Source organism: Rothia halotolerans (assembly GCF_004136635.1).
Classification (GTDB): domain Bacteria; phylum Actinomycetota; class Actinomycetes; order Actinomycetales; family Micrococcaceae; genus Rothia; species Rothia halotolerans.
In genome coordinates, this window is record NZ_NOIU01000002.1 from 833,435 (window position 1) to 855,887 (window position 22,453).

General features: G+C 74.1%; 21 protein-coding genes and 1 pseudogene. 7 read left to right on the forward strand and 15 right to left on the reverse strand.

The window, feature by feature from the left end; genetic code table 11:
* Positions 1 to 27 precede the first annotated feature (27 nt).
* Together EWV39_RS08880 and EWV39_RS08885 are read left to right on the forward strand one after the other, a co-directional pair.
* Positions 28 to 2,811, forward strand: a complete 2,784-nt coding sequence (locus EWV39_RS08880; protein WP_238148194.1) for an alpha/beta fold hydrolase — start codon at positions 28 to 30, stop codon at positions 2,809 to 2,811.
* On the forward strand, positions 2,808 to 4,079 hold the full coding sequence (locus EWV39_RS08885) for an NAD-dependent epimerase/dehydratase family protein (RefSeq protein WP_238148195.1): 1,272 nt from the start codon (positions 2,808 to 2,810) through the stop codon (positions 4,077 to 4,079). The genes EWV39_RS08880 and EWV39_RS08885 overlap by 4 nt, the downstream gene beginning before the upstream one ends.
* A 34-nt stretch (positions 4,080 to 4,113) precedes the next feature.
* Here EWV39_RS08885 and EWV39_RS14230 read toward each other — a convergent pair whose 3' ends face one another.
* A complete protein-coding gene (locus tag EWV39_RS14230; protein ID WP_272947835.1) occupies positions 4,114 to 4,248 on the reverse strand; it encodes a hypothetical protein in 135 nt (44 codons plus the stop codon).
* On the opposite strand from EWV39_RS14230, the pseudogene EWV39_RS08890 reads away from it, so the two are divergent.
* From EWV39_RS08890 to EWV39_RS08900, 3 genes and pseudogenes are all read left to right on the forward strand, one after another.
* A pseudogene (locus tag EWV39_RS08890) lies at positions 4,232 to 4,744 on the forward strand (MFS transporter); the annotation flags it as partial. The gene EWV39_RS14230 and the pseudogene EWV39_RS08890 sit on opposite strands and share 17 nt — an antisense overlap.
* A gap of 372 nt (positions 4,745 to 5,116) precedes the next feature.
* Positions 5,117 to 5,368 (forward strand): type II toxin-antitoxin system prevent-host-death family antitoxin, encoded by a 252-nt coding sequence (locus EWV39_RS08895; protein WP_129658744.1) that lies wholly within the window; start codon positions 5,117 to 5,119, stop codon positions 5,366 to 5,368.
* Positions 5,365 to 5,775 carry a type II toxin-antitoxin system VapC family toxin gene (locus EWV39_RS08900; RefSeq protein WP_129658746.1) on the forward strand — a complete coding sequence of 137 codons (411 nt, stop codon included), beginning with the start codon at positions 5,365 to 5,367 and terminating at the stop codon, positions 5,773 to 5,775. Before EWV39_RS08895 ends, EWV39_RS08900 begins: the two co-directional genes overlap by 4 nt.
* Before the next feature lie 273 nt (positions 5,776 to 6,048).
* Here EWV39_RS08900 and mutM read toward each other — a convergent pair whose 3' ends face one another.
* The 5 genes from mutM to coaD form a co-directional block, all read right to left on the reverse strand.
* A complete protein-coding gene (gene mutM, locus EWV39_RS08905) occupies positions 6,049 to 7,050 on the reverse strand; it encodes a bifunctional DNA-formamidopyrimidine glycosylase/DNA-(apurinic or apyrimidinic site) lyase (protein ID WP_129658748.1) in 1,002 nt (333 codons plus the stop codon).
* Complete coding sequence (rnc, locus tag EWV39_RS08910; protein ID WP_129658750.1) at positions 7,043 to 7,747, reverse strand: ribonuclease III; 705 nt, start codon at positions 7,745 to 7,747, stop codon at positions 7,043 to 7,045. The genes mutM and rnc overlap by 8 nt, the downstream gene beginning before the upstream one ends.
* An 11-nt stretch (positions 7,748 to 7,758) precedes the next feature.
* Complete coding sequence (gene rpmF / locus EWV39_RS08915; protein ID WP_129658752.1) at positions 7,759 to 7,962, reverse strand: 50S ribosomal protein L32; 204 nt, start codon at positions 7,960 to 7,962, stop codon at positions 7,759 to 7,761.
* Positions 7,963 to 7,964: 2 nt separating this feature from the next.
* Entirely contained in the window at positions 7,965 to 8,576 is a 612-nt protein-coding gene (locus EWV39_RS08920; RefSeq protein WP_238148198.1) for a YceD family protein, read from the reverse strand.
* Between the two features lie 230 nt (positions 8,577 to 8,806).
* Positions 8,807 to 9,280, reverse strand: coding sequence for a pantetheine-phosphate adenylyltransferase (gene coaD, locus EWV39_RS08925; RefSeq protein ID WP_129658754.1), 474 nt, complete (start codon positions 9,278 to 9,280; stop codon positions 8,807 to 8,809).
* 36 nt (positions 9,281 to 9,316) lie between these two features.
* Between coaD and EWV39_RS08930 the strand changes: the two genes are divergently transcribed.
* Positions 9,317 to 10,591 carry an aminotransferase class I/II-fold pyridoxal phosphate-dependent enzyme gene (locus tag EWV39_RS08930; protein ID WP_129658756.1) on the forward strand — a complete coding sequence of 425 codons (1,275 nt, stop codon included), beginning with the start codon at positions 9,317 to 9,319 and terminating at the stop codon, positions 10,589 to 10,591.
* 117 nt (positions 10,592 to 10,708) lie between these two features.
* Here EWV39_RS08930 and rsmD read toward each other — a convergent pair whose 3' ends face one another.
* Genes rsmD through EWV39_RS08955 form a run of 5 tightly spaced genes read right to left on the reverse strand, consistent with a single transcriptional unit; the run spans position 10,709 to position 17,057 of the window.
* Positions 10,709 to 11,302, reverse strand: coding sequence for a 16S rRNA (guanine(966)-N(2))-methyltransferase RsmD (rsmD, locus tag EWV39_RS08935; RefSeq protein WP_129658758.1), 594 nt, complete (start codon positions 11,300 to 11,302; stop codon positions 10,709 to 10,711).
* Positions 11,303 to 11,342: 40 nt separating this feature from the next.
* Complete coding sequence (locus EWV39_RS08940) at positions 11,343 to 13,685, reverse strand: ATP-dependent DNA helicase RecG (RefSeq protein WP_129658760.1); 2,343 nt, start codon at positions 13,683 to 13,685, stop codon at positions 11,343 to 11,345.
* 3 nt (positions 13,686 to 13,688) lie between these two features.
* A complete protein-coding gene (locus tag EWV39_RS08945; protein WP_129658762.1) occupies positions 13,689 to 14,666 on the reverse strand; it encodes a DAK2 domain-containing protein in 978 nt (325 codons plus the stop codon).
* A complete protein-coding gene (thiL, locus tag EWV39_RS08950; protein WP_238148199.1) occupies positions 14,644 to 15,702 on the reverse strand; it encodes a thiamine-phosphate kinase in 1,059 nt (352 codons plus the stop codon). Before thiL ends, EWV39_RS08945 begins: the two co-directional genes overlap by 23 nt.
* A gap of 14 nt (positions 15,703 to 15,716) precedes the next feature.
* On the reverse strand, positions 15,717 to 17,057 hold the full coding sequence (locus EWV39_RS08955) for a hypothetical protein (protein WP_129658766.1): 1,341 nt from the start codon (positions 17,055 to 17,057) through the stop codon (positions 15,717 to 15,719).
* Between the two features lie 223 nt (positions 17,058 to 17,280).
* Here EWV39_RS08955 and EWV39_RS08960 point away from each other — a divergent pair, with 223 nt between their 5' ends.
* Positions 17,281 to 17,787 carry a DUF3515 family protein gene (locus EWV39_RS08960; RefSeq protein ID WP_238148200.1) on the forward strand — a complete coding sequence of 169 codons (507 nt, stop codon included), beginning with the start codon at positions 17,281 to 17,283 and terminating at the stop codon, positions 17,785 to 17,787.
* 83 nt (positions 17,788 to 17,870) lie between these two features.
* Here the strand turns inward: EWV39_RS08960 and EWV39_RS08965 are convergent, their stop codons facing one another.
* The 4 genes from EWV39_RS08965 to murA all read right to left on the reverse strand — a co-directional run bounded on the left by EWV39_RS08965 (position 17,871) and on the right by murA (position 22,387).
* A complete protein-coding gene (locus EWV39_RS08965; RefSeq protein WP_129658768.1) occupies positions 17,871 to 18,995 on the reverse strand; it encodes a D-alanine--D-alanine ligase family protein in 1,125 nt (374 codons plus the stop codon).
* Between the two features lie 65 nt (positions 18,996 to 19,060).
* The gene (locus EWV39_RS08970; RefSeq protein ID WP_129658770.1) at positions 19,061 to 20,176 is read right to left on the reverse strand and encodes an NAD(P)H-dependent glycerol-3-phosphate dehydrogenase; all 1,116 of its coding nucleotides are present in this window, start codon (positions 20,174 to 20,176) and stop codon (positions 19,061 to 19,063) included.
* Positions 20,177 to 20,252: 76 nt separating this feature from the next.
* Complete coding sequence (locus EWV39_RS08975; protein ID WP_129658772.1) at positions 20,253 to 21,053, reverse strand: lysophospholipid acyltransferase family protein; 801 nt, start codon at positions 21,051 to 21,053, stop codon at positions 20,253 to 20,255.
* Positions 21,054 to 21,055: 2 nt separating this feature from the next.
* Positions 21,056 to 22,387 (reverse strand): UDP-N-acetylglucosamine 1-carboxyvinyltransferase, encoded by a 1,332-nt coding sequence (gene murA, locus EWV39_RS08980; protein WP_129658774.1) that lies wholly within the window; start codon positions 22,385 to 22,387, stop codon positions 21,056 to 21,058.
* Positions 22,388 to 22,453: the final 66 nt, after the last annotated feature.

Consider the following 22,453-nt stretch of genomic DNA (forward strand, 5'->3'; position numbering starts at 1 on the left):
CCGCCCAGCCCGCCGGAGAGGAACCCCATGGCCCACACCCCATCGAGTCCGGAGCGTCCCGCCGAGCGGTCCGCGCCGCGCACCCCGTCCCCGGCCATGCCGCTGCGGGGGTGGCCCGGCGTCGCGCGCGAGCACAGCCGCAGCGTCCGGGTCGTCTCCACCGCGGAGGTCGACGCCGGCGCCGAGCGGACCTGGAGCTACCTCGACAACCTGGGCGAGCTCGAGCGCCGGGGCCTCACCCCGGCGGGCACGCTGCTGTGCGTGCACGGCAACCCCACCTGGTCCTACCTGTGGCGCCGCGTGGTCGCGGCCGGGGCGGACGCGGGGAACAGGCCCTGGCGCGTCGTCGCCGTCGACCAGCTCGAGATGGGCTTCTCGGAGCGGACCGGGCTGCAGCGCGGCCTGGCCGACCGGATCGCCGACCTCGGCGACTTCACCGCCGCGATCGGGCTGGACGAGCAGGCCGGGGAGCACGGCGTCGTGACCCTCGCCCACGACTGGGGCGGCCTGATCTCCCAGGGCTGGGGCGCTGCGCACCCCGCGCTGCACGCCGGGCGGGTGCTGACCAACACCGCCCTGTTCCAGCCGGAGGACGCCGAGGTGCCCGGCGCCCTGAAGCTCGCCCTCGCGCCCGCCGTGCACGGTCCCGGCACCCGCGGCACCACCGCCTTCCTGGACGTGACCCTCGGCCTGCACCGGCACCGCTGGGACCCGGAGGTCCGCGCGACCTACCGCAGCCCCTACCTGACCGCCGAGCGGCGGGACGGCATCCGCGGCTTCGTCGCGGACATCCCCGCCGACGCCGAGCACCCCTCCCACCCGGAGATGCGGCGGATCGCCGCGGCGGTCGCGACAGACGGGCTGCCGGCGCTGGTGCTCTGGGGCCCGCACGACCCGGTCTTCCAGCAGCGCTACTTCGACGACATCCTGCGCCGCCTGCCCGGCGCCACGGTGCACCGCTTCGAGAAGGCCGGGCACCTGGTCGCGGAGGACGAGGACATCGCCGCGCCGGTCTTCGCCTGGCTCTCCGAGCGCTTCACGGGGGCGCGCGACGTCGTCGCCGAGCACCTCGCCCGCCGGGAGGCCGACGAGAGCGAGGCGCCCGTCTCCCTGGGGGACCGGCCGATGCTGGCCGAGCTCGACGAGCGCTCCGAGGACGACTCCCCGGCGGTCGTGGACATGGGGCGGCCGGACCGCCGCGGCGTCTCGCCGGTGGCACGCTCGCTCTCTTGGCGCGAGCTCGCCGCCGAGGTGGAGCGGACCGCGGCGGTGCTGCGGGAGGCCGGCGTCGCCCGCGGGACCCGGGTCAGCCTCATGGTCCCGCCCGGCGCCCGGCTCACGACGCTGATCTACGCGTGCCTGCGCGTCGGAGCGATCATCGTGGTCGCCGACACCGGGCTGGGCCTCAAGGGGCTCACCACGGCCCTGCGCGGCGCCTCGCCCGAGTTCCTGGTCGGCATCCCCCGCGCCCTGCTGGCCGCCCGCGCGATGCGCTGGCCCGGCCGCAGGATCCTCGCCGGGGGCGCCGAGCGCTCCCGCCTCGCGCTCTTCGGCGCCGTCGCCGCGACCGACGCGCTCCCCTCCCGCCCCGCGGCCGAGCCGGAGCTCATCGCCTCGAACGACCCGGCGGCGATCCTCTACACCTCGGGCTCGACCGGCCCCGCCAAGGGCGTGGCCTACACGCACCGGCAGCTCGCCTCGATGCGCGACGCCATCCAGAGCACCTACCGAATCGAGAGCGGCTCGGCGCTGGTCGCGGGCTTCGCGCCCTTCGCCCTGCTGGGCCCGGCCCTGGGCGCGACGTCGGTGACCCCGGCGATGGACGTCACCCAGCCGAAGACCCTGAGCGCCCGGGCCCTGGCCCAGGCGGCGCGGGCCATCGACGCGACCGTGGTCTTCGCCTCCCCCGCCGCGCTGGTCAACGTGGTCGCCACGGCGGAGGAGCTCACCGCGGAAGAGCGCGCGGCGCTGGGACGCGTGCGCGGCCTGCTCTCGGCCGGCGCGCCGCTGACCGAGCCGCTCCTGCGGAAGGTGGCGGAGCTCGCCCCCGCGGCCTCGATCCACACCCCCTACGGGATGACCGAGGCCCTGCCGGTCTCCGACGTCAGCCTCGAGCAGATCCTCGAGGCCTCCGACGACGCCGGCCAGGGCGTGGAGGGCAGCGGCAACGGCGTCTGCGTCGGCACCCCGGTCTACGGCGCGCAGATCGCCGTGACGCCGCTGGACGAGTACGGTGCGCCGGGCTCCGAGCCGACCCACCGGCCCGCCCTGACCGGCGAGATCCTCGTCCGCGCGCCCCACATGAAGGACCACTACGACAGGCTCTGGTGGACCGAGCGCACCTCGGTGAGCGTGCCGGGGTGGCACCGGACCGGGGACATCGGCCACTTCGACGCCTCGGGCCGGCTCTGGGTCGAGGGGCGGCTGGCCCACGTGATCCTGACCGCCGGCGGCGTCCTCTCCCCGGTCGCCGCGGAGAGCGCGGCCGAGACCGTGGAGTCGGTGCGCCGTGCCGCGGTGGTCGGCGTCGGGCCGGCCGGGGCGCAGGTGCCGGTCGCCGTGATCGAGCCCGCGGAGGGGGCGGAAGGCCGTCGGGGGCCCGGACGCCGGCCCCGCGCCGGCGTCGTGGGCCACGACCTGCTGGAGCGGGTCCGGGCCGCGGTCCGCGAGGCCACCGGCGTCGAGCTCGCCGCCGTCCTGCAGGTGCCCGAGCATCCCACCGACATCCGTCACAACTCGAAGATCGACCGTCCCCGGCTCGCCGCCTGGGCCGGCCGGGTGCTCTCCGGAGGGAAGGTGCGCACGCCGTGAACAGCACAGGACAGCAGCACAGCATGCCGTGGAACCGGGGCTCGCACGCCGCGGACGGGAACGGGGCCGAGGGGCCGACGACGCCGGGCGGTTCCCCCGCGGCCGCGCCCGGGCCGTCCGGCGAGGCCGGAGCGCCCTCCGCCGTGGCGGCCGTTCCGCGCCCCGCGGCGGCCGCCGAGGCCCCTCCCCGCGAGACCGCCTGGCGCGCCCCCGACCCCGCCACCCGCCGCAGGGTCCTCCCCGACGCCGAGGCCCCCGAGGAGACCGGCCGGACCGTCCTGGTCACCGGCGCCTCCGGGATGCTGGGGCGCGAGGTCGCGCTCGGGCTGATCCGCGGCGGCCACCGCGTCACCGCCTTCCAGCGCAGCGACGCGAAGGCGCTCAAGGCGAGCCTGGGCGAGAGGGGCCGGGAGCGGCTGCACCAGCACCGCGGCACGCTGACCGACCCCGACGCCGTCGAGCGCGCCCTGGACGGCGCCGACGCCGTGATCCACCTGGCCGCCAAGGTCTCCGTCTCCGGCCCCTGGGAGGAGTACGAGGAGGCCAACGTCCGCGGCACCCGCGTGCTGCTGCAGCTGGCCCGCTGGGCGGGGGTGCGCGACGTCGTGTACGTCTCCTCCCCCTCGGTCTCCCACGCCGGCTCCTCCTTCATGGGCCAGGCCAACGAGCCCGCCGATCCCTGCGCCGCCCGCGGCAACTACGCCCGTTCCAAGGCCTACGGCGAGCGGCTGGCCCTGGAGGCCGACGGCGAGGACCTCCGGGTCGGCGTCGTGCGCCCGCACCTGGTGTGGGGGCCCGGGGACACCCAGCTGGTCGAGCGGATCCTGGAGCGCGCCTCCCGCGGCGGCCTGCCGCTGCTGGACCAGGGCGCGGCGCTGATCGACTCGACCTACGTGACCAACGCGGCCGACGCCATCGTGCGCTGCCTCGAGAGGATCGACGCCGCGCACGGCCGCCCGCTGGTGGTCACCAACGGCGAGCCGCGCACCGTGGGCGAGCTGCTGACCGGCATGTGCCGGGCCGCCGGCGTCCCCGAGCCCGTCCGGCGCATCCCCTCCCCGCTCGCGCGGCTGGCGGGCCGGGTCATCGAGAAGGTGTGGGAGAGGCGCCCCGGCGAGGACGAGCCGCCGATGACGGAGTTCCTCGCCGAGCAGCTCTCCACCGCGCACTGGTTCGACCAGCGGGAGACCCGCGAGGTCCTGGACTGGATGCCGGCGGTCTCGATCGACGCCGGGATGGAGCGGCTGCGGGAGTACTACCGGGGCTGAGCGGGGCGCCGGCGGCGGACGTCGAGCTCCCGCCTCAGGCCCCCTCGACGCTCCGCACCAGGATCCGCTCCAGCGCGGACTGCTCGAGCACCGCGTCGCTCGCGATGAGCGCGAGCCCGGTGACGCCGTCCAGGGCGCCGAGGGCGGAGCGGGCCGTGCTGGCGAACATCTCCTTCGGCGTCGTCGCGGTGATCGGCGGGATCATCGCGCTGCGGAACATGGACCGGCTGAACCGCCGCACGACCTTCCTCCTCGGCCTGGCGCTCACGACGTCGTGCCACATCCTCATCAGCATCGCCGCCGTGGTCTTCCCCGAGGGGAACCCCGCCCGGCCGTTCGTGGTGCTGGTGCTGGTGGTCGCCTTCGTCCTGTCGATGCAGACCTTCCTCAACATCGCGGTGTGGGTCTGGCTCGCGGAGATCTTCCCCCTGCACATGCGGGGGCTGGGGATGGGGATCGCCGCGGTCGGCGGCTGGGTGGTCCAGGGGGTGCTGGCGATCCTCATGCCGACGCTGCTGGCCTCGATCGGGATCGTGGGAGCGTTCCTGATGTTCGCCGCCATCGGCGTGCTCTCGCTGCTGTACGTGTGGCGACTCGTGCCGGAGACGCGCGGCCGGACCCTCGAGTCGCTGGAGGAGGACGTCACGACGGGGCGATCCACGTGATCGCGAGGTCGCGGCGGGCGCGCGCTCGGCGATGAGGCTGCGGCCCCGGCGATGGCCCGGCTGCCCCGGCCGGGGACGATAGCGCGGAGGTGAGCAAGTCAATCCGGCTCCATCCGGCCGCCGCAGCTTCCATCCAGCGGGACGAGCCCCGAACGCACCGGCGGCATCGGGCAGGAAGGCCGTACGGCCGGAGGGAGGACGCACGACGTCGTCCCTCCGGCCGCTGGTGTCTCCTTCAGATGGCCACTCGACCGGCCATTCAACGGCGCAGTCCCAGCTTGGATTCCTTGCTCCGCCCGATGATGTCGGGGCGGAGCATCGAGTATACTACCTACTGTAGGCACAATTTGCAGAGACAAGGAGGAGAGGACCATGAGCACCACCATCACCAGCCGCGACTTCAATCGCGACGTATCTGCCGCCAAGCGGGCTGCCGAGCAGGGACCGGTCACGATCACCGATCACGGACGGCGCTCGCACGTGCTGCTCACAGCCGAAGAGTTCGATCGGCTCACCAGCGGACAGGAGCCGATGGGTGATCGTCTCTGGAAGGACCAGGACCCGAGCATCGAGTTCGACCTGCCCGAGCGCCGCGTCGAGCCCGCGAGAGAGCTTGATCTATGAAGTACCTGCTCGACACCAACGTCCTCAGCGACGCACGCAGACAGGCACACCCCGCGCTCAACTCGTGGCTGGCTGCGCAGCCGCGGGCTGACCTCGCGATCAGCGTCATCGCGCTGCTGGAACTCGAGCGCGGCGTCCTGCGCTTGGAGCGACGAGACAGGACAGCTGGCGCACACCTGCGCACATGGCTGACCATGGACGTCCCCGCCGCCTTCGCCGGCTCGATCCTCGCCATAGACGAGCGCGTCGCGCGCCGCACGGCAGACCTGCACGTGCCCGACCCGATGCCCGAGATGGACGCTCTCGTCGCCGCCACGGCCCTGGAGCACAACCTCACGCTCGTCACCCGTAACACCAAGGACTTCCAGCGCGCGGGCGTCGACCTGCTCGACCCGTGGGAGCTGTGACCAGCGCATCGCCCTGTCGTGCACGACAGCGGCGAGGACATCACAGCATCCTTCGGATTGCACGTCATCTCCGCGATCAGCCCGTCGAAGCCGCTGACGAGCGCTTGGGGGCCGGAGGCGTCGCGCAGGAGGCCGGCTGCGCGCCGCGTGCTGTGGTTCAACCCGAGCTTCGGCAGGTTGCACTCGACCTCTGCGAGGATCCTGTCCGATCACAGCGGCCGACTCGTCGTCAGAGGCCATACAGGACCCGTCTTCAGCCGGCCGGACGCCCGCTCAGCCCGCCGCGCGCCCCGCCCTGAACCCCCGCGGCGCCCGCTGGCACCGCGGGCACCGGTAGGAGGACCGGTTCATAAAAGGCTCGCGCACGATGATCCCGTCCCGCCCCTCGGCCTCGCACCGCCTGCACGGCTCCCCGGCCCGGCCGTACACGTTCAGGCCGCGCTCGAAGTATCCGGATTGGCCGTTGACGTCGATGTACAGCGCATCGAAGCTCGTCCCGCCGGCCTGCAGCGCCTCGGCCATCACCTCGGAGCTCGCGCGCAGGATCGCGTCCGCCTGCGGTCCCGTCAGCGTGTCGGCGGGCTTCGCGTAGTGCAGGCGGGCGCGCCAGAGCGACTCGTCGGCGTAGATGTTGCCGATCCCGGAGAGCACCGTCTGGTCCAGCAGCACCCGCTTGATGCCGCTGGAGGTGCGCTTGAGGCGCCGGCGGAAGGCGGCGGCGTCGAAGTGGGGGTCCAGCGGGTCGCGGCCGATGTGGGCGACGCTGGCCGGCAGCAGCGGCAGCCCGAGCGCGCTGGCGGAGGCGGCCGGGGCGCCGTCGGGCTCGGGGATCAGCGGGTCCAGGAACATCCCGCCGAAGATCCGCTGGTCGACGAAGCGCAGCTCGCGGCTCGCGCCGTCGGGGGTGAGCAGGCCCATGCGGATGCGCAGGTGCCGCTCACGGGCGGCGTCGGGATCCTTGATGAGGGCCTGGCCGCTCATGCCGAGGTGGACGACGACGCCGCGCTCCCCCACCGCGCCCGGCGCCGGTGCGACGCCACGCTCCCCCGCGGCCGGTGAGGCGCCGGGCTCGGCTAGCAGCAGCCAGACGTACTTGCCGCGGCGGGCGACGTCGGCCAGGACCGTCCCCGTCAGCGCGGCGGCGAACCGCTCGGGGCCCTGCGCGTCGCGGCGCACCGAGCGGGGGTCGAGGACCTCGACGGATCGGATGAGCGAGCCCCGCAGGTGCCGCTCCAGCCCGGAGCGGACGACCTCGACCTCGGGGAGCTCAGGCACCGGCGGCCCGGGTAGGCTCCGCCATGCGGTGGTAGGCCTGCTCCGCGGCGGCGCGCTCGGCCTGCTTCTTGGCCGAGCCGATCCCGACGCCGCGCACCTCGCCCCCGATGAGGATCGAGGACTCGTACTCGCGCGCGTGCGCCGGCCCGGTGGCCGTGACCTCGTAGCGGATCTCGCCGGCGCCCTGGGCGGCGGCGAGCTCCTGGATCTCGGTCTTCCAATCCCGTCCAGCGCCCAGCACGTAGGCGTCGTCGAGCAGGTCGGCGGTGAAGCGGAGCACGAGGTCGCGGGCGACCTCCGGGCCGCAGACCATGAAGGTCGCGCCGAACAGCGCCTCCATCGTGTCGGAGAGGATCGAGTCCTTCTCCGCCCCGCGGTTCAGCTCCTCGCCGTGGCCGAGCCGGATGTGCTCGCCCACGCCGAGTGCGCGCGCGATCCGGGCCAGCGACCGCTCGGAGACGACGGCGGCCCGCCGCTTGGCGAGGCTGCCCTCCGTCTCCTCGGGGAAGCGGACGTAGAGCTCGTGGGTCACCGCGAGACCGAGCACCGAGTCCCCGAGGAACTCGAGGCGTTCGTTGTGCGGCGTGCCCGGGTGCTCGTGGGCGTAGGAGCGATGGGTGAGCGCAAGCTGAAGCGTCTCGGCGTCGATATCGACCCCGAGACGCTTCAACAGCTCTCCGTAGTGAACGGACGTCATGCTGACACCTCTTAGGCGTCGGCCACCTTGCGACCCTTGTACTCGAAGTACAGCGGGGTCCCGGCGGAGTCGGTGACGACCTTCGCCTGGTGCGGCAGGCTGTAGGTCACCTTGCCGTTTTCAACGGTCTTGACCAGCTCAGGCGCGGTTGCCTTCCACTGGGACCGGCGTGCGCGGGTGTTGGCACGGGACATTTTCCGCTTGGGAACAGCCACGGCTATCTCTCTTCTCTCGTCTCGGTTGTCTGGTGTGCGGCATCGGAGCCGAACAGCCCGGAGAGGGCCGACCAACGGGGGTCGAGCACCTCGTGGTGATGATCCAGGTCCTCCTCCAGGCGCGCCCCGCATTCGGAGCACAGGCCCTGGCAGTCTTCCCGGCACACGGGTTGGAACGGCAACTGGGTGATGACCGCATCCCGCAGAACTGACTCGAGGTCGATCAGATCGTTCTCGAGGACGTACTGCTCGTCTACTTCGTCTTGCGACTGGCCTTCGGGCATCGGCTCGAAGGCGTACAGCTCCTGGACATCGACCGTCACCGGGAAATCGATGGGATCGAGGCAGCGGCTGCACTCCCCGCGGGCTTCCGCGGAGACGACACCGCTGACCAGGATACCATCATGAACGGATTCGAGCCGGAGGTCCAGGCCGATGTCGGAGCCCTCGGGCACGCCCACGACGGCGTTGCCGAAGTTCGCCGGGGCAGGCCTGATCTCGTCCAGGGTATCCATGGTCCCCGGCCTCTTGGCCAGTTCCCTGACGGAAACCGCGAGGGGCGATGAGCTGTCCTTCTTGATGATGAACTCCTGTAACGAAATCGTGACCGACATATCAGGTTACTGCCGCAGGCCACGGCCCGGCAACCCTCGGGACGCCGCCTGCCGTCGACGTGCCCAAGATCACCGGGGCCACGGGCGACGTCGGGCGCGTCGGGCCATCCTCGCCGGGCCGCCAAGCTCGCCAGCTCGCTGACTTCCCTGGGTTCGCCCGACCCCACCGACTCGCCGAGTCCGCTGAGGCCCCCGGACCCGCCACCCCCGCCATGAGACGGCCCGTCCCGCTAGCCCCCCGCCAGCCGGCGCGCCACGCTGCGCGGCACGAAGTCGGAGACGTCCCCGCCCAGCGAGTCCACCTCCTTGATCAGGGAGGAGGAGAGCTGGGTGTAGCGCGGGTCCCCCGCCAGGAAGATGGTCTCGACGCCGGTGAGGTTCCGGTTCATGGCCGCCATCGGCGACTCGTAGTCGAAGTCCCGGGAGCTCCGCAGCCCCTTGAGGATGGTCGCCGAGCCACGGCCGCGGGCGTACTCGGCCAGCAGCCCGTCCCCCATCGCCTCGACACTGACGCCGTCCAGGAGGCTGAAGACCTCCCGCACCATCTCCAGCCGCTCCTCGATGCCGAAGCGGTAGGTCTTGGCCGGGTTGTTGGAGACCGCGACGATGACCCCGTCCGCGAAGATCTTCGCGGCGCGCGCGATCACCTCGACGTGGCCGTTGTGGATGGGGTCGAAGGATCCGGGGCACACAGCAAGCTTCATGCCCCCAAATTATCAGGGCGCCTCTACCATGTGCGTATGCCCCAGAACTCCTCAGCACCCCGCATCCCCCTGTCCGCGAGCTCCCTCGCGGCCCCGCCCCGAGCCCCCTGGGAGGCCTGCGCCCGGGGAGCCGGCCTCCTCGGGCCCGAGGGCGGGCTCTCATCGACCATCTTCGAGGAGATGAGCGCGCTGGCCTCCGCGCACGGGGCGATCAACCTCGGCCAGGGCTTCCCGGACACCGACGGCCCCGCCGTGCTGGCGGAGTCCCTCGGCGCGGCCGTGGCCGAGGGACGCAACCAGTACGCGACCATCGTCGGCGACGCCGCCCTGCGCGAGGAGATCTCGCTGCACGAGTCCCTCGCCGGCCGTCGCGCCCCGGACCCCGGCACGGAGGTGACGGTCACGGCCGGCGCCACCGAGGGGCTGACCGCGGCCATGCTCTCCTTCCTCTCCCCCGGGGACGAGGTCGTCGTCTTCGAGCCCTCCTACGACCTCTACCCGGCGATCGCGGCGCTGGCCGGGGCCGACGTCGTCGCCGTGCCGATGCTTCCGCCCGCCTTCGGCGTGGACCCGGAGCGGCTGCGCGAGGCGTTCTCCCCGCGGACCCGCATGGTCGTGGTCAACGATCCCCACAACCCCACCGGCACCGTGCTCGGTGAGGAGCTGCTGCGGCAGGTCGCCCTGCTGGCCGAGGAGTTCGACGCCCTGATCCTCACCGACTCCGTCTACGAGCACCTGGTCTTCGAGGGCGCCCCCGTGGACCTCGCCTCGCTGCCCGGCGCGCAGGGACGCACCATCTGGATCTCCTCGGCCTCGAAGACCTTCTCCGTGACGGGCTGGCGGGTCGGCTGGGTCATCGCGCCCGAGGAGCTCAGCCGGGGCGTCCGGGTGACCAAGGGGTACCTCTCGCACTCCGCGGCGGCCCCGCTCCAGGCCGCGGTCGCGGCGACGATGCGTTGGGCCCGCACCGAGGGCTTCTACGCCGAATGGCTCGCCGGCTACCGGCGGCAACGGCGGATCCTCCTGGACGGGCTGGCCGGGACGTGCCTCTCCCCGGTGGTCCCGGCGGGCACGTTCTTCGCCGTGGCGAGGCTCGACGCCGAGGCGGTGGACTGGGCGCACGACGGCGAGTCGCTCGCCCGGGCGCTGCCGGAGCGGGCCGGCGTCGCCGTCGTGCCTCTGACGGCCTTCGCGGGCGCCGAGCGGCGGGACCCCTACCGGGACTGGGTGCGCCTGGCCTTCTGCAAGCGACCCGAGGTGCTGCGGGCGGCGGGCGAGAGGATCGCGGCGGCGGGGCGGACGGTCCGCTGAGGCGAGGGGCCGCGACAGCCCGCTGAGGCGAGAGGCTGCGACAGTCCGCCGAGGCGAGGGGCCGCGACGGTCCGCCGCCGGAGGGCCGGGGTCCGAGGGTGAGGTGCGGGCCGGACGCTACCCCTCTCCCGGGACCCCCTTACCCTCGGCCGGCTCCGCGAACCACAGCGCGGTCTCCCCATAGGCGCGGTGGGCGAAGCGCTCCAGCCCCGCGCCCCAGCCGGGCTCGGGGCTGCGCGCGGAGCGCTCCGCGACCAGCACGGCCCCTTCGGCGAGTGCCCCGGCCAGGACCTCCAGCAGCTCGGTCAGCTCGGCCTCGGGCAGGTCGTAGGGCGGGTCGAGGAAGACCAGGTCCCAGGGCCCGGACCCGGCCGGCGAGCGCAGGTAGGGCATGACCGGCGAGGCCGCGATCCCCACCCGCGCCCCGACGCCGGCGCGCTCCAGCATCGCCCGGTTGGCCTCGCAGGAGCGCAGGGCCGCGCGGTCCCGGTCCACCAGCGTCACCTCGCGGGCGCCGCGGCTCGCCGCCTCCAGCCCCAGTGCCCCGGAGCCCGCGAACAGGTCCAGGACCCGCGCGCCGGCGAGCACGCCGTAGGTCTCCAGGCGCGAGAAGAGGGCCTCCTTGACCCGGTCGGTCGTGGGCCGCGTGTTCTGCCCCTTGACCGGCGCGAGGCGGGCCCCTCCCGCCGCTCCGGCGATGATCCTGCTCATGGGTGGGGCTCCCTTCCGCTGCCCGGGGCGTCCCCGGGCGCTAGCTCTGGTAGAGGTACTCGGTCTGCTCCTCGGAGCCGGTCCGGGAAGCGGCTCGCGCCAGGTCCGGGCAGCCCGCGAGCTTCGGGTCCGCGGCGATGAGGCTCCGCGCGTCCTGGCGCGCCGCCTCGATGACCTCGGGGTGCTTGAGCACCGAGAGGTTCTTCAGCGTCGAGCGGTGCCCCGACTGGCTCGCGCCGAGGATGTCCCCCTCCCGCCGCTGCTCCAGGTCCACCCGGGAGAGCTCGAACCCGTCCCGGGTGGCGGCGACGGCGTCGAGCCGGGGGCGCGAGGCGCCCTGCGCGTCCTGCTCGGTGACCAGCAGGCAGGTGCCGGGCAGCGAGCCGCGCCCGATGCGGCCCCGGAGCTGGTGCAGGGTGGAGATCCCGAGCCGGTCGGCGTCCATGACGATCATCAGCGTCGCGCTCGGCACGTCCACGCCCACCTCGATGACCGTGGTGGCCACGAGCAGGCGGAGCTCGCCGGAGACCATCCGGTCCATGACCCGGGCCTTGGCCTCGGCGTCCATCCTCCCGTGCAGCTCCCCGATCTCAACGCCGCTCAGGGCCGGCTGGGCCGCCAGCGCCCGGCTGAGCCCCTCGACCGACTGCAGCTGTCCCGCCTCGCCGCGCTGCCGCGAGCCGCCGCCCTCGCCCCGCTGCCGGGACCCGCCGCTGCCGTTGCCCTCGCCGATCGAGGGGACCACGACGAAGACCGCGTGGCCGGCGTCGACCTCCTCCCGGGCCCGCTGCCAGAGCCGCCGCTCCCAGGCGGGGTGCTCGGCCAGCGCGACGACGTGCGTGGAGACCTCCTGGCGCCCGGGTGGCATCTCGTCCAGCACGGAGACCGAGAGGTCGCCGAAGACGGTCATCGCCACCGAGCGCGGGATCGGCGTCGCGGTCATGACGAGCTGGTGCGGCACGGTGCCTTCCGAGGCCCCCAGCGCGTGCCGCTGGTTCACCCCGAAGCGGTGCTGCTCGTCCACCACGGAGAGCCCCAGGTCCGCGAAGCTCACCTTCTCCCCCAGCAGGGCGTGGGTCCCGATGACGATCTGCGCCGCCCCGCTGGCGATCCGCGCGAGGGCCTCCCGGCGCCGGGCCGCGGGCATCGAGGCGGTGAGCAGCACGACGCCGACCCCCTCCGCCTCGAACAGCCCGCCCCCGCCGGCGGGCGCGGCGAGGTCCCCCAGCGCCGCGAGGATGGAGCGGTGGTGCTGGCTCGCCAGGACCTCGGTGGGGGCCAGCAGGGCGGACTGGCCGCCGCCGTCGGCCACCTGGAGCATCGCCCGCAGGGCCACCAGGGTCTTGCCGGAGCCGACGTCGCCCTGCAGCAGCCGGTTCATGGGCCGGGTGGCGGAGAGGTCGGCGGAGATCTCCTCGCCGACCCGCCGCTGGCCGCCGGTCAGGACGTAGGGCAGGGCGGCGTCGAACCGGGCCAGCCAGCCGCCCTCCCGCGGCGCGAAGCGCTGGGCGTGCAGCAGGTCCAGCGCGGCCGCCCGGCGCGCCAGCACCGTCTGCAGGACCAGGGCCTCCCGGTAGCGGAAGTACCGCAGGGCCCGGAGGTGGTCCTCCTCGTCCCGGGGCCGGTGGATCGCCTCGTAGGCGCGGGAGGCCGGCATCAGCCGGTGCTTGCGGCGCAGCTCGGCGGGGACCGGGTCCTCGCACTGGCCCAGGTCGACCTTCGAGAGCATAGTCGCCACGGCCGCGCTGATCCGGTCGGTCATGAACTTGGCGCTCGCCGGGTAGACCGGGATGGGCGGGGGCACCTCGTCGGGCTCCCCCGCGGCGGCGAGGTCCGAGAGCACCGCGTAGTGGGGGTTGGTCAGGGTCGGCCGGCCCCGGAACTCGGAGACGCGGCCGGAGAACAGGACGTGGTCGCCCGGGGCGAGGTCCTTGGCCGCGGTGTAGGCGTTGAAGAAGGTCAGCGACATGGTCGTCCCCGGCGCAGGGGGCGCGGCCGCCGGGTCCCGCTCCTGTGCGAGCGCGTCCAGCCGCGGGCCGCCCGGCGAGGGGGCCCGCTCGGGGACGGGGAGCAGGGGCTGGGAGCCCGGCTCGAGCTGGTCGGTCACCAGGACCTCGGCGATCGACCCCCGGCGGGTGTGCATGGAGCGGGTGCTGACCGAGACGACCCGGGAGATGATCGAGGCCTCCTGGCCGAGCTCGAGCTCGTCGAAGCTGGTCAGCTGGCCCCTGCTCAGGTAGCGCCGGGGGAAGAGGTCCAGCAGCTCCCCCACGGTGTGCAGGCCCAGGTGCTTGGCCACCGCCTGCGCCGTGCGGGGGTGCAGCACGGTGGAGAGATCGCGGTCCTCGAGGCGCTCCGCGCCCGGTTCCTTCTGCGCGCCCACGGCTCAGCCGCGTCCCGCCGTGAGCGGCTCGGTGGTGATGCCCGCCGGCTTGCCGTGCTCGCTGAGCACCGACATGGCGGTCGCGGCCTCGGGGACGTGGACGTGGACCTTCCAGCGGATGGTCTCCGCGGCCGGGGTCATCGCCGTCATGATCACCGACTCCCCCACGCGGGCGAGCTCGTGGCGCACGCGCGCGGCGGTCAGGGCGTCCAGCTCGATGCTGCACATGAACTCGACGCCACCCTCGGAGAGGTCCGACTCGGGCAGCCGCCTTCCGCGCGGCGCCCGGAAGGGGGGCGCGGCCGTGCCGAGCCATTCGCCGTAGGGGCGGTTCTCCGCCCCGGGGTAGTGCCGTCCCCGGACGGTGTGGGCGAGGCAGTCGATGATGATGAGGCAGCCCAGCGCCCCGGCGTCGACCTGGCCCGTGCCCCGCAGCACGGGGAGCACCTCGCCGCTGCGGCCCACCTCCTCGGTCGCGGCGTCCACCAGGTGCACCAGCAGCTCCGCCAGGTTGCGGTTGGAGTCCTCCGGGTCCTGCCACTGCCGGGCGGCGGAGGTGATCGCGTCGACCACCGAGAGGATGGTGCCGTCCACAGGGTCGTTGAGGGCGCTGCGCACCCGCACCCTGCCGTGCTCGAGCGCCTGGGTCAGGCCGAGGACGGTGAGCCGCTGCTGGTCCGCCAGGGGGTCCGCCATGCCGGCGAGCATGACGGCGAAGAGGGTCCCGGAGTTCCCCTTGGCCTCCTCGAGGCAGTGGTGCGCGCAGATCTGGAAGAGCTCGCCGATGAGGCTGGTGTTGATCATGGTCGCGGCGGTGGCGCCGGCGTCGAGCGTGAGGGCGAGGTTGGTGCCGGTGTCCGAGTCCGCGACGGGGAAGACGTTGAGGCAGTTGAGCTGGTCCTCGTGGCGGTGCAGCGCGGCCGCCGACGATGCGAGCCACCGCCGCATGACGGCGGTGCTAGAGCCTATCCTCTGCTGCAAAATGATCCCATCCCAGGTCCTCGCGAGCTCTCCCCTCGATGCTCACGGGTGGGGCGCCCTGCTTCAACGTACGACACGAGCCTATCGCAACCACCCCTTCGGGCAGCTCGATTCCCTGTGGAAAACACGCCAGGAGGCCGTGGTCCTCGCCGCCACCCAGGACCCATTCCCAGGCGTCCGCGCCGACCCGCCGGGCGGCCTCCTCCAAAGGCTCGACGAGGGCCCGCAGCGGCTCCCGGTCCAGGTCGATCGCGACGCCGGAGGCCCTCGCGATCCGGCCGGCGTCGCGCAGGAGGCCGTCGGAGACGTCGATCATCGCGCTCGCACCGGCCGCGGCCATCGCCGGGCCGAGCGGGAGCGGCGGGCAGGGGCGCAACTGGCAGGCGGCGAGGTCCGCGAAGCCCGGCCCCGTCCGGTGCCCGGTACCCGTCCCCTCGGCCGGGACCGGGATGGGCCCCTCGGCGAGGAGGAGGCCCAGGCCGGCGGCGGCCCGGCCCACGGTGCCGGCGAGCCCGACGACGTCGCCCTCCGCCGCGCCCGAGCGCCTCACCGGCTCGCCGGGCATCAGGCCGAGGGCCGAGACGGTGGCCGAGAGCTCCCGCCCGGAGCCGAGGTCGCCCCCGGCGATCGTGCAGCCGGGCGCCCCCAGCGCGACGATCGCCGCGGCGTAGCCCCGGGCCATCCGTCCGACGAACGCCACGGGCGTCTCGGGCGGCAGCGTCAGGCTGATCACGAGGCTCACGGGCTCGGCGCCCATCGCGGCGACGTCGGCGAGGTTCTGGGCGGCGGACTTCCAGCCGAGGTCGAACCCCCGGGTGAGGTGCCCGCTCGGCCACTCCAGCAGGTAGTCCTGGCCGCTGGTCTGGGTGTCGGTGGTCAGCACGGTGCGGCCGCCCGAGAGGTCCAGGACGGCGCAGTCGTCGCCCGGTCCCAGCAGCAGCCGGTCCGCGCCGCGCGCGGCGGCGTTGTGCTCGTCGATGACGGCGCGGATCTCTGCCAGCAGCTCCTCCTCGGACGCCTGGCCGACGGTCCGCACGGCGCTCCCTCCGGTCATTCGGAGGACTCGCGGCGGCGCCGGGCCAGGGCGCGGGAGGAGCGCGCCAGGATGGCCGCGATGCCGCCGATGGCCACCAGGGAGAAGATCAGCATCGGGAGAGGGCCGCGCAGGGCCGTGAGGTAGCCCGCGGCGTCGTCCTGGGCGCCCGCGCCGGTGATCTGGCCCTCGCGGCCGTCGACGTTGCTCACCCCGGCGTTGGCGTTGGAGTCCACCGGGCGCACCGGGGCGTCGTCCCGCTCGGTCTCCAGGTAGTGGCCCACCCAGCTGGAGACGCCGGAGAGGTCGAGGGCGCCCTCCTGGGCCTGGGCGGGCTCGCCCGGGGCGGGGGCGGCGTAGGGGGCGTCTGCGTCCGAGCCTTCCGGGGCCGTTCCGCTCGGCCAGCTCGGGCTGGGGGACGACGTCGTGCCGGGCAGGGCCAGGGAGGGCCGGGGGTCCGCGGTCGGCTGGTCCCCGGCAGCCTCCGAGCCGGTGCCGGGAGCGGCCGGGCCGGGGTCGACGGCGTCCGGATCGTCCTGGGACGCCCATCCCTCGTCGCCGGGGGCCTCGACGCCGTCAGAGGGCCGGGAATCGCCGGGTGCGGCGGGACGGCCCGGGTCGGCGGGGGCGGTCGGCTCAGCGGGCTCGGCCGGGTCGCCGGGCTCCGCCGGGGCCGTCGGCTCGGGGGCGGGCTCAGTCGGCTCGGGCACCGGCTCCGTGGTCCCGGGGTCCGGGGCGCTCGGCTCGGACGATGGCGTGCTCCCGCTCGGCTCGGAGCTTCCCCCGGAGGAGCCACCCCCGGAGGGGCCGGTCTGGGGCGGGGTCGACGGCGCGGGCTCGGAGGGAGCCGCCGGTTCCGTGGACTCGCTCGGGGCGGCAGGCTCCGTGGGCCCGGCCGGGGAGCTCGGCTCGACCGGCGCGGCGGGCTCGAGGGTCTGGGCCGGGACGGTGGGCTCTGCCGGGGTCTCCGGCTCCGCGGGCCCGGACGGCGCAGCCGGCTCGCTCGGCTCGGCGGAGGGCTCCGAGCCGCCCTCCTCCGAGGAGCTCGGGGTCTCGGCGAGGTCGGCCGGGGCCGGCTCCTCGGCTCCGGCCTCTTCCGAGCCGTCGTCGGGCGCCGGGGCGACGGTAGCGCCCGCCGCCTCCTCGCTCGGGGGCGAGGTCTGCGGGACGGGTGAGGCGGTCCCGGACTCCGCGGGCGGCGTGACGGTGACGTATCCGTTCGCGGCGGAGCTGGAGGACGCCGGCTCCTCCGCCGCGTGCGCGGCGGAGAGGACCCCGAGGCTCAGAGCGCACGCGGCCGTGGCGACCGCGGCCGCGCGGCGCGGCGCGCGTCCGGGTTCCGGGGCTCTGCGGGGCATCCAAGGGCCTTTCTGCTGCTCTGCTCACGGGGGTCGCATGGCCGGGACGATGCGGAGGGCGGCCGTCGCGTCGGATACCCTGGAGGGCGTGCGCAACGTATCCCACCAACCTGCATCCCCCGGCGCGTCCAGTCTAGGGTCGGACGGGGAAAACGTACAGGCCCCCCCGTATCGTCCCACGCCCCGCCGTCTCTGGCGCCGTCTTCCGGGCGCCGCGGCGGTGGTGGGGCTCACGCTGCTGGTCAGCTCCTGCGCCGGAGCCGTGACGGTGACCCCCGCCCCGGACGCGGCGAACCCCGACTGCGCCCCCGCCATGGTGGCCATGCCGGGCACCCTCGCCGGTCTCGACCAGCGCGAGACCACCGCCCAGGCGACCTCGGCCTGGGGGGACCCCTCCGGCGTCATCCTCAAGTGCGGCGTCACCGTGGAGCGCCCCGTCGTGGACCCCTGCGTGAACGTCAACGGCGTGGACTGGGTCGTCACCCGCCAGGACGAGGACGAGGACTCCGCATCCGGGGAGGCCTCGGACGAGGTCTCCCGCGCCAGCGGCACGTGGACCGCCACGACCTTCGGCCGCTCCCCCGCCCTGCAGGTCACCTTCGACGCCGACCGCGTCTCCTCGTCCTCCCTGCTGGTCGACCTCGAGTCGGCCGCCCAGCGGATCCCCCAGACCCAGCAGTGCCTCTCCGTGGACCAGACCCTGGAGGACCTGCCCGACAGCGGCGCCTGATCGCGGGCGCGGCGGCCCCGGCCGGGGCGCACCGTCCGGGGCTCATGCGTCCCGAGCGCGGCGCGGCCCTGCCGCAGGCCGACCTACCGCAGCCCGATCGGGCGCTCGAGGGCCAGCTCGAGCAGCTCGTCCACCAGCTCCCCGTACTCCAGCCCGGAGGCCCCCCACATCACCCGGTACATCGAGCTCGGGGTGAAGCCCGGCAGGGTGTTGATCTCGTTGATGAGCACCCGGCCGTCGTCGGTGTAGAAGAAGTCGGCGCGGGCCAGCCCCTCGCCGCCGATCGCCAGGAAGGCGCGCACGGCCTCCCGGCGGATCTCCTCGGTGACCTCCTCCGACAGGTCCGCGGGGCAGCGCAGCCGCGAGGACTCCGTCTCCACGTACTTGGCCTCGAAGTCGTAGAAGGCGTGGTCGCGGCCGAGGACCTCGATCTCGCCGGGCAGCGAGGCCCGCGGCCGGGCGTGGGAGCGCCCGTCCAGCACGGCGCACTCGATCTCCCGGCCCGAGATGCCCGCCTCGACCACGACCTTCGGGTCGCAGGCCTGCGCGACGGCGATCGCGGCGTCGAGCTCGGACCAGTCGTCGATCCGGGTGATCCCCTGCGAGGACCCGGCCCGGGCGGGCTTGACGAACACCGGCAGCTCGAGCTCCCGCACCCGGGCGATGCTCTCCTCCCGCTCGCGGTCCCAGTCCCTGGCCGTGATGACCCGGTAGGGCCCGACCGCCAGCCCGGCGGACTCGAAGGCCATCTTCATGAAGTGCTTGTCCATCCCGATCGCCGAGGCCGCGACGCCGGCCCCCACGTAGGGGAGGTCGGCCATCTCCAGCAGGCCCTGGACGGTCCCGTCCTCGCCGAAGGATCCGTGCAGCAACGGCAGGACGACGTCGAGCGCGGGCCCTTCCCGGAGCCCCGCCCGGGGGTCCTGGAGGATGATGCCGCGCCCGGCGCCCATCGGTAGGGTCACCCGCGGCCCCTCCCCGGGGAAGTGCGCGAGCGCCTCGGTGGAGATCAGCCCCTCGAGCTCCTCCAGCGAGCTCAGGTGCCACGAGCCGTCCTCGGTGATCCCGATCAGCACGGGCTCGTAGCGCGTGCGGTCCAGGACCCCGAGCACGCCGTGCGCCGTGATCAGGGAGATCGAGTGCTCCGGGGAACGGCCTCCGAAGAGGATTCCGACGGTCGTCCGGTCGGCGGTGGCGGTGGAAGTCATGGGGCCTCTCTGTGAGGGTCTGGGGTCTGCGGTCGTGCGGGGACGGCGCGGGGCGGGGTGGACGCCTAGGAGCCGTGCGGGGTCTCGGCCTTGAGGCTGCGGCCCAGCAGCATCGGCTGCAGCTGGTCGACGCTGACCGCGCCGTCCAGCACGGCCACGACGCCGGCCACGATGGGCATCTCCACGCCGTGCGTGCGCGCCAGCTCGAGCACCACCGGCGCGGACTTGATGCCTTCGGCGGTCTGGGTCATCCGGGAGGCCACCTCGGCCTCGCTGAGCCCGGTGCCCAGCAGCCGTCCGGCGGTGTGGTTGCGGGAGAGCGGCGAGGAGCAGGTCGCGATGAGGTCGCCCATGCCGGCGAGCCCCGCCATCGTCTCGTGCCGGCCGCCGAGGGCCAGCGCCAGCCGGGAGGTCTCGGCCAGGCCGCGGGTCATGATGGAGGCCTTGGAGTTGTCCCCGAGGTCCCGCCCCTCGCACATGCCCACGCACAGCGCGATGACGTTCTTGACCAGCCCGCCGATCTCGACGCCGACCACGTCGGAGGAGGTGTACGGCCGGAAGTAGCCGGTCGCGCAGACTCGGCTCACCATGCCCGCCACCTCGGCCGAGGGCGCCGCCACGACCGAGGCCGTGGGCTGCTCCTGGATGATCTCCCGCGCCAGGTTCGGCCCGGAGACCACGGCGACGCGGTCCTGGGAGCCGGGCAGCGCCTGGGCGATGACCTCGGACATCCGCAGGCCGGTGCCCCGCTCCAGCCCCTTGGCCAGCGAGACGAGCACGGCCCCGGGCGGGACGGCGTCGGCCAGCCCGCCCAGCTGCTCGCGCAGCGCCTGGGCCGGGATGGCCAGCACGACGACGTCGGCCCCCTCCAGCGCCCGGCGCGCGTCCGAGGCGTAGGAGAGGTTCTCGGGCAGCCGGACGGTGGGGAAGTAACGGTCGTTGACCCCGGTCTCCTCGAGGTGGGCGATCAGCTCCGGGTCCCTGCCCCACAGGGTCACGGACCAGCCGGGGCCACCCTCGCGCTCCGCCCGGGCGGCGGCGTCGGCGGCGATCTTGGCGAAGACCGTGCCCCAGCTGCCGGCCCCCAGGACCACGACCCGGCGCGGGGTCGCCGAGGGTGCGGGCGCGCCCGGCGCTCCGGCCGGCTGGTTCGTCTCGGACTCGCGGTGCGTCTCGCTCACTCGTGCTCCTGGGGTCGGCGTGGACGGTGCGGTGCGGCGGGGCCGCGGGCTCCCGCGGCGCTCGGGAGGGATGGGATCAGGACGAGGGGGCCGCGGGGTCTCCCCCGGCGCCGACGCGCGCCCCGACCCGGGGGTCCCAGCGCCCGGCGGGCGCCCGCTCGCCGCGCAGCTGCTCGAGGAGGGAGGTGATCTCGGCCATCATCCGCTCGGTTACCTGCTCGAGGACCCGGCGGCTGACGTGCCCGCCCTCCTCCGGGTCCAGCAGGTCGGAGAAGTCGATGGGCTCGCCCACCAGGACCTTCGCCCGCTTGCGCGGGAAGGGGCGCGGCCGGGTGGCCTTGGGCGGCAGCAGCTCCTGGTCGCCCCAGTGGGCCACCGGGATCACCGGGGCGCCGGTCTCCAGCGCCAGCCGGGCGGCCCCGGTGCGGCCGGTCATGGGCCACAGCTCGGGGTCGCGGGTCAGCGTCCCCTCGGGGTAGATGATGACGGCGCTGCCCGCCTCGACCGCGGCGCGGGCCGCGGCCAGGGACTTGCGCGCGTCCATCGAGCCGCGCGGCACGGGGATCTGCGAGATCTGCCGCAGCAGCCAGCCCAGCCCCGGGGCCCGGAACAGCGAGTCCTTGGCCAGGAAGCGCGGCATCGTGCCGTGGGCGTAGACGGGATAGCCGATCGTCAGCGGATCCATCTCCGTCATGTGGTTGGCCACCACGATGTAGCCGCCCTCGCGGCGCAGGCGCTCGGCGCCCCGCCACTCCTTGGAGAGGACCAGCGAGTAGAGGACCCGCGTCAGCGTCGCGGCGACGTGGAGGATGGCGTCCCCCGAGCGCGTGGGGGCGAAGGGCCGCTCCTCCCGCTCGCTGCGTGCATCCGATCCCACGGCTACTCCGCCACCTCCGCGACGACCTCGAAGCGGGCGCCGAGCCCCTCCAGCTTCTGGACGAAGCGCTCGTAGCCGCGGTTGATGAGCTCGACGCCGGAGACCAGCGAGTCCCCCTGGGCCGCGAGCGCGGCGATCAGGTGGCTGAAGCCTCCGCGCAGGTCGGGGATGTTGATGTCGGCGCCGTGCAGCGGCGTCGGGCCGGAGATCACGGCCGAGTGCAGGAAGTTGCGCTGCCCGAAGCGGCACGGGACCGAGCCCAGGCACTCGCGGTGCAGCTGGATGCTGGCGCCCATCTCGTTGAGCGCGCCGGTGAAGCCGAAGCGGTTCTCGTACACGGTCTCGTGGACGATCGAGACGCCGTCGGCCTGGGTCAGCGCCACCACGAGGGGCTGCTGCCAGTCCGTCATGAAGCCGGGGTGCACGTTGGTCTCCACGATGAGCGAGTTGAGCTTGCCGCCCGGATGGTAGAAGCGGATGCCCTCGTCGGTGATGTCCAGGCCGCCGCCGATCTTCCGGAACGTGTTGAGGTAGGCCATCATGTCCGCCTGCTGGGCGCCGCGGACGAAGATGTCTCCCCCGGTGGCCAGCGCCGCCGAACCCCAGGAGGCCGCCTCGATGCGGTCCGGCAGCGCGCGGTGGTTGTAGCCGCTCAGCTCGGGGACGCCCTCGATGTGGATCACGCGGTCGGTCTGGACCGTGATGATCGCGCCCATCTTCTGCAGGATCGCGATGAGGTCCATGATCTCGGGCTCGGTAGCGGCGCCGCGCAGCTCGGTGTTGCCCTCGGCGCGGGTCGCGGTGAGCAGCACCTGCTCGGTCGCGCCCACCGAGGGGTAGGGCAGGTCGATCTTGGCGCCGTGCAGCCCCTTGGGCGCGGTCATCCGGATGCCGGAGGGGAGCTTGTCCACCTCGGCCCCGAACTCGCGCAGCACCTTGAGGTGGAAGTCGATGGGGCGGTCGCCGATCTTGCAGCCGCCCAGGTCCGGGATGAAGGCCTCGCCGATGGCGTGCAGCAGCGGCCCGCAGAGCAGGATCGGGATGCGGGAGTCGCCGGAGTGCGCGTCGATGTCCGCGTGCAGGGCGGCGGCGGCGTTGGTCGGATCGAGCTCGAGGTCGCCCGTCTCCGGGGCCTTGCTCACGGTCACGCCGTGGAGGGAGAGGAGGTCGGTGACGACCTTGACGTCCTTGATCTCGGGGACACTCCGCAGGGTCGAGGGGGTCGAGCCCAGCAGGGCGGCGACCATCGCCTTGGGAACGAGGTTCTTGGCCCCACGGACCGTGACCTCGCCGCGAAGGGGCTCCCCGCCCTGGATACGCAGTGTGCCGATCATAGACGTTCCAATCCTTGTGAGTTCGCCGCGGCGGATGCGCGACGATCTAGCATTCTACAGACCCTG

Bases quoted from the DNA above. Each gene is read 5' to 3' on its own strand.
- EWV39_RS08955 (WP_129658766.1), bottom strand. From the start codon at position 17,057: ATGCCCCGCAGAGCCCCGGAACCCGGACGCGCGCCGCGCCGCGCGGCC.
- EWV39_RS08880 (WP_238148194.1), top strand. From the start codon at position 28: ATGGCCCACACCCCATCGAGTCCGGAGCGTCCCGCCGAGCGGTCCGCG.
- coaD (WP_129658754.1), bottom strand. From the start codon at position 9,280: ATGAAGCTTGCTGTGTGCCCCGGATCCTTCGACCCCATCCACAACGGC.
- EWV39_RS08920 (WP_238148198.1), bottom strand. From the start codon at position 8,576: ATGTCGGTCACGATTTCGTTACAGGAGTTCATCATCAAGAAGGACAGC.
- rnc (WP_129658750.1), bottom strand. From the start codon at position 7,747: ATGACGTCCGTTCACTACGGAGAGCTGTTGAAGCGTCTCGGGGTCGAT.
- EWV39_RS08895 (WP_129658744.1), top strand. From the start codon at position 5,117: ATGAGCACCACCATCACCAGCCGCGACTTCAATCGCGACGTATCTGCC.
- murA (WP_129658774.1), bottom strand. From the start codon at position 22,387: ATGATCGGCACACTGCGTATCCAGGGCGGGGAGCCCCTTCGCGGCGAG.
- EWV39_RS08930 (WP_129658756.1), top strand. From the start codon at position 9,317: ATGCCCCAGAACTCCTCAGCACCCCGCATCCCCCTGTCCGCGAGCTCC.
- EWV39_RS14230 (WP_272947835.1), bottom strand. From the start codon at position 4,248: ATGTTCGCCAGCACGGCCCGCTCCGCCCTCGGCGCCCTGGACGGCGTC.
- EWV39_RS08965 (WP_129658768.1), bottom strand. From the start codon at position 18,995: ATGACTTCCACCGCCACCGCCGACCGGACGACCGTCGGAATCCTCTTC.
- EWV39_RS08900 (WP_129658746.1), top strand. From the start codon at position 5,365: ATGAAGTACCTGCTCGACACCAACGTCCTCAGCGACGCACGCAGACAG.
- rsmD (WP_129658758.1), bottom strand. From the start codon at position 11,302: ATGAGCAGGATCATCGCCGGAGCGGCGGGAGGGGCCCGCCTCGCGCCG.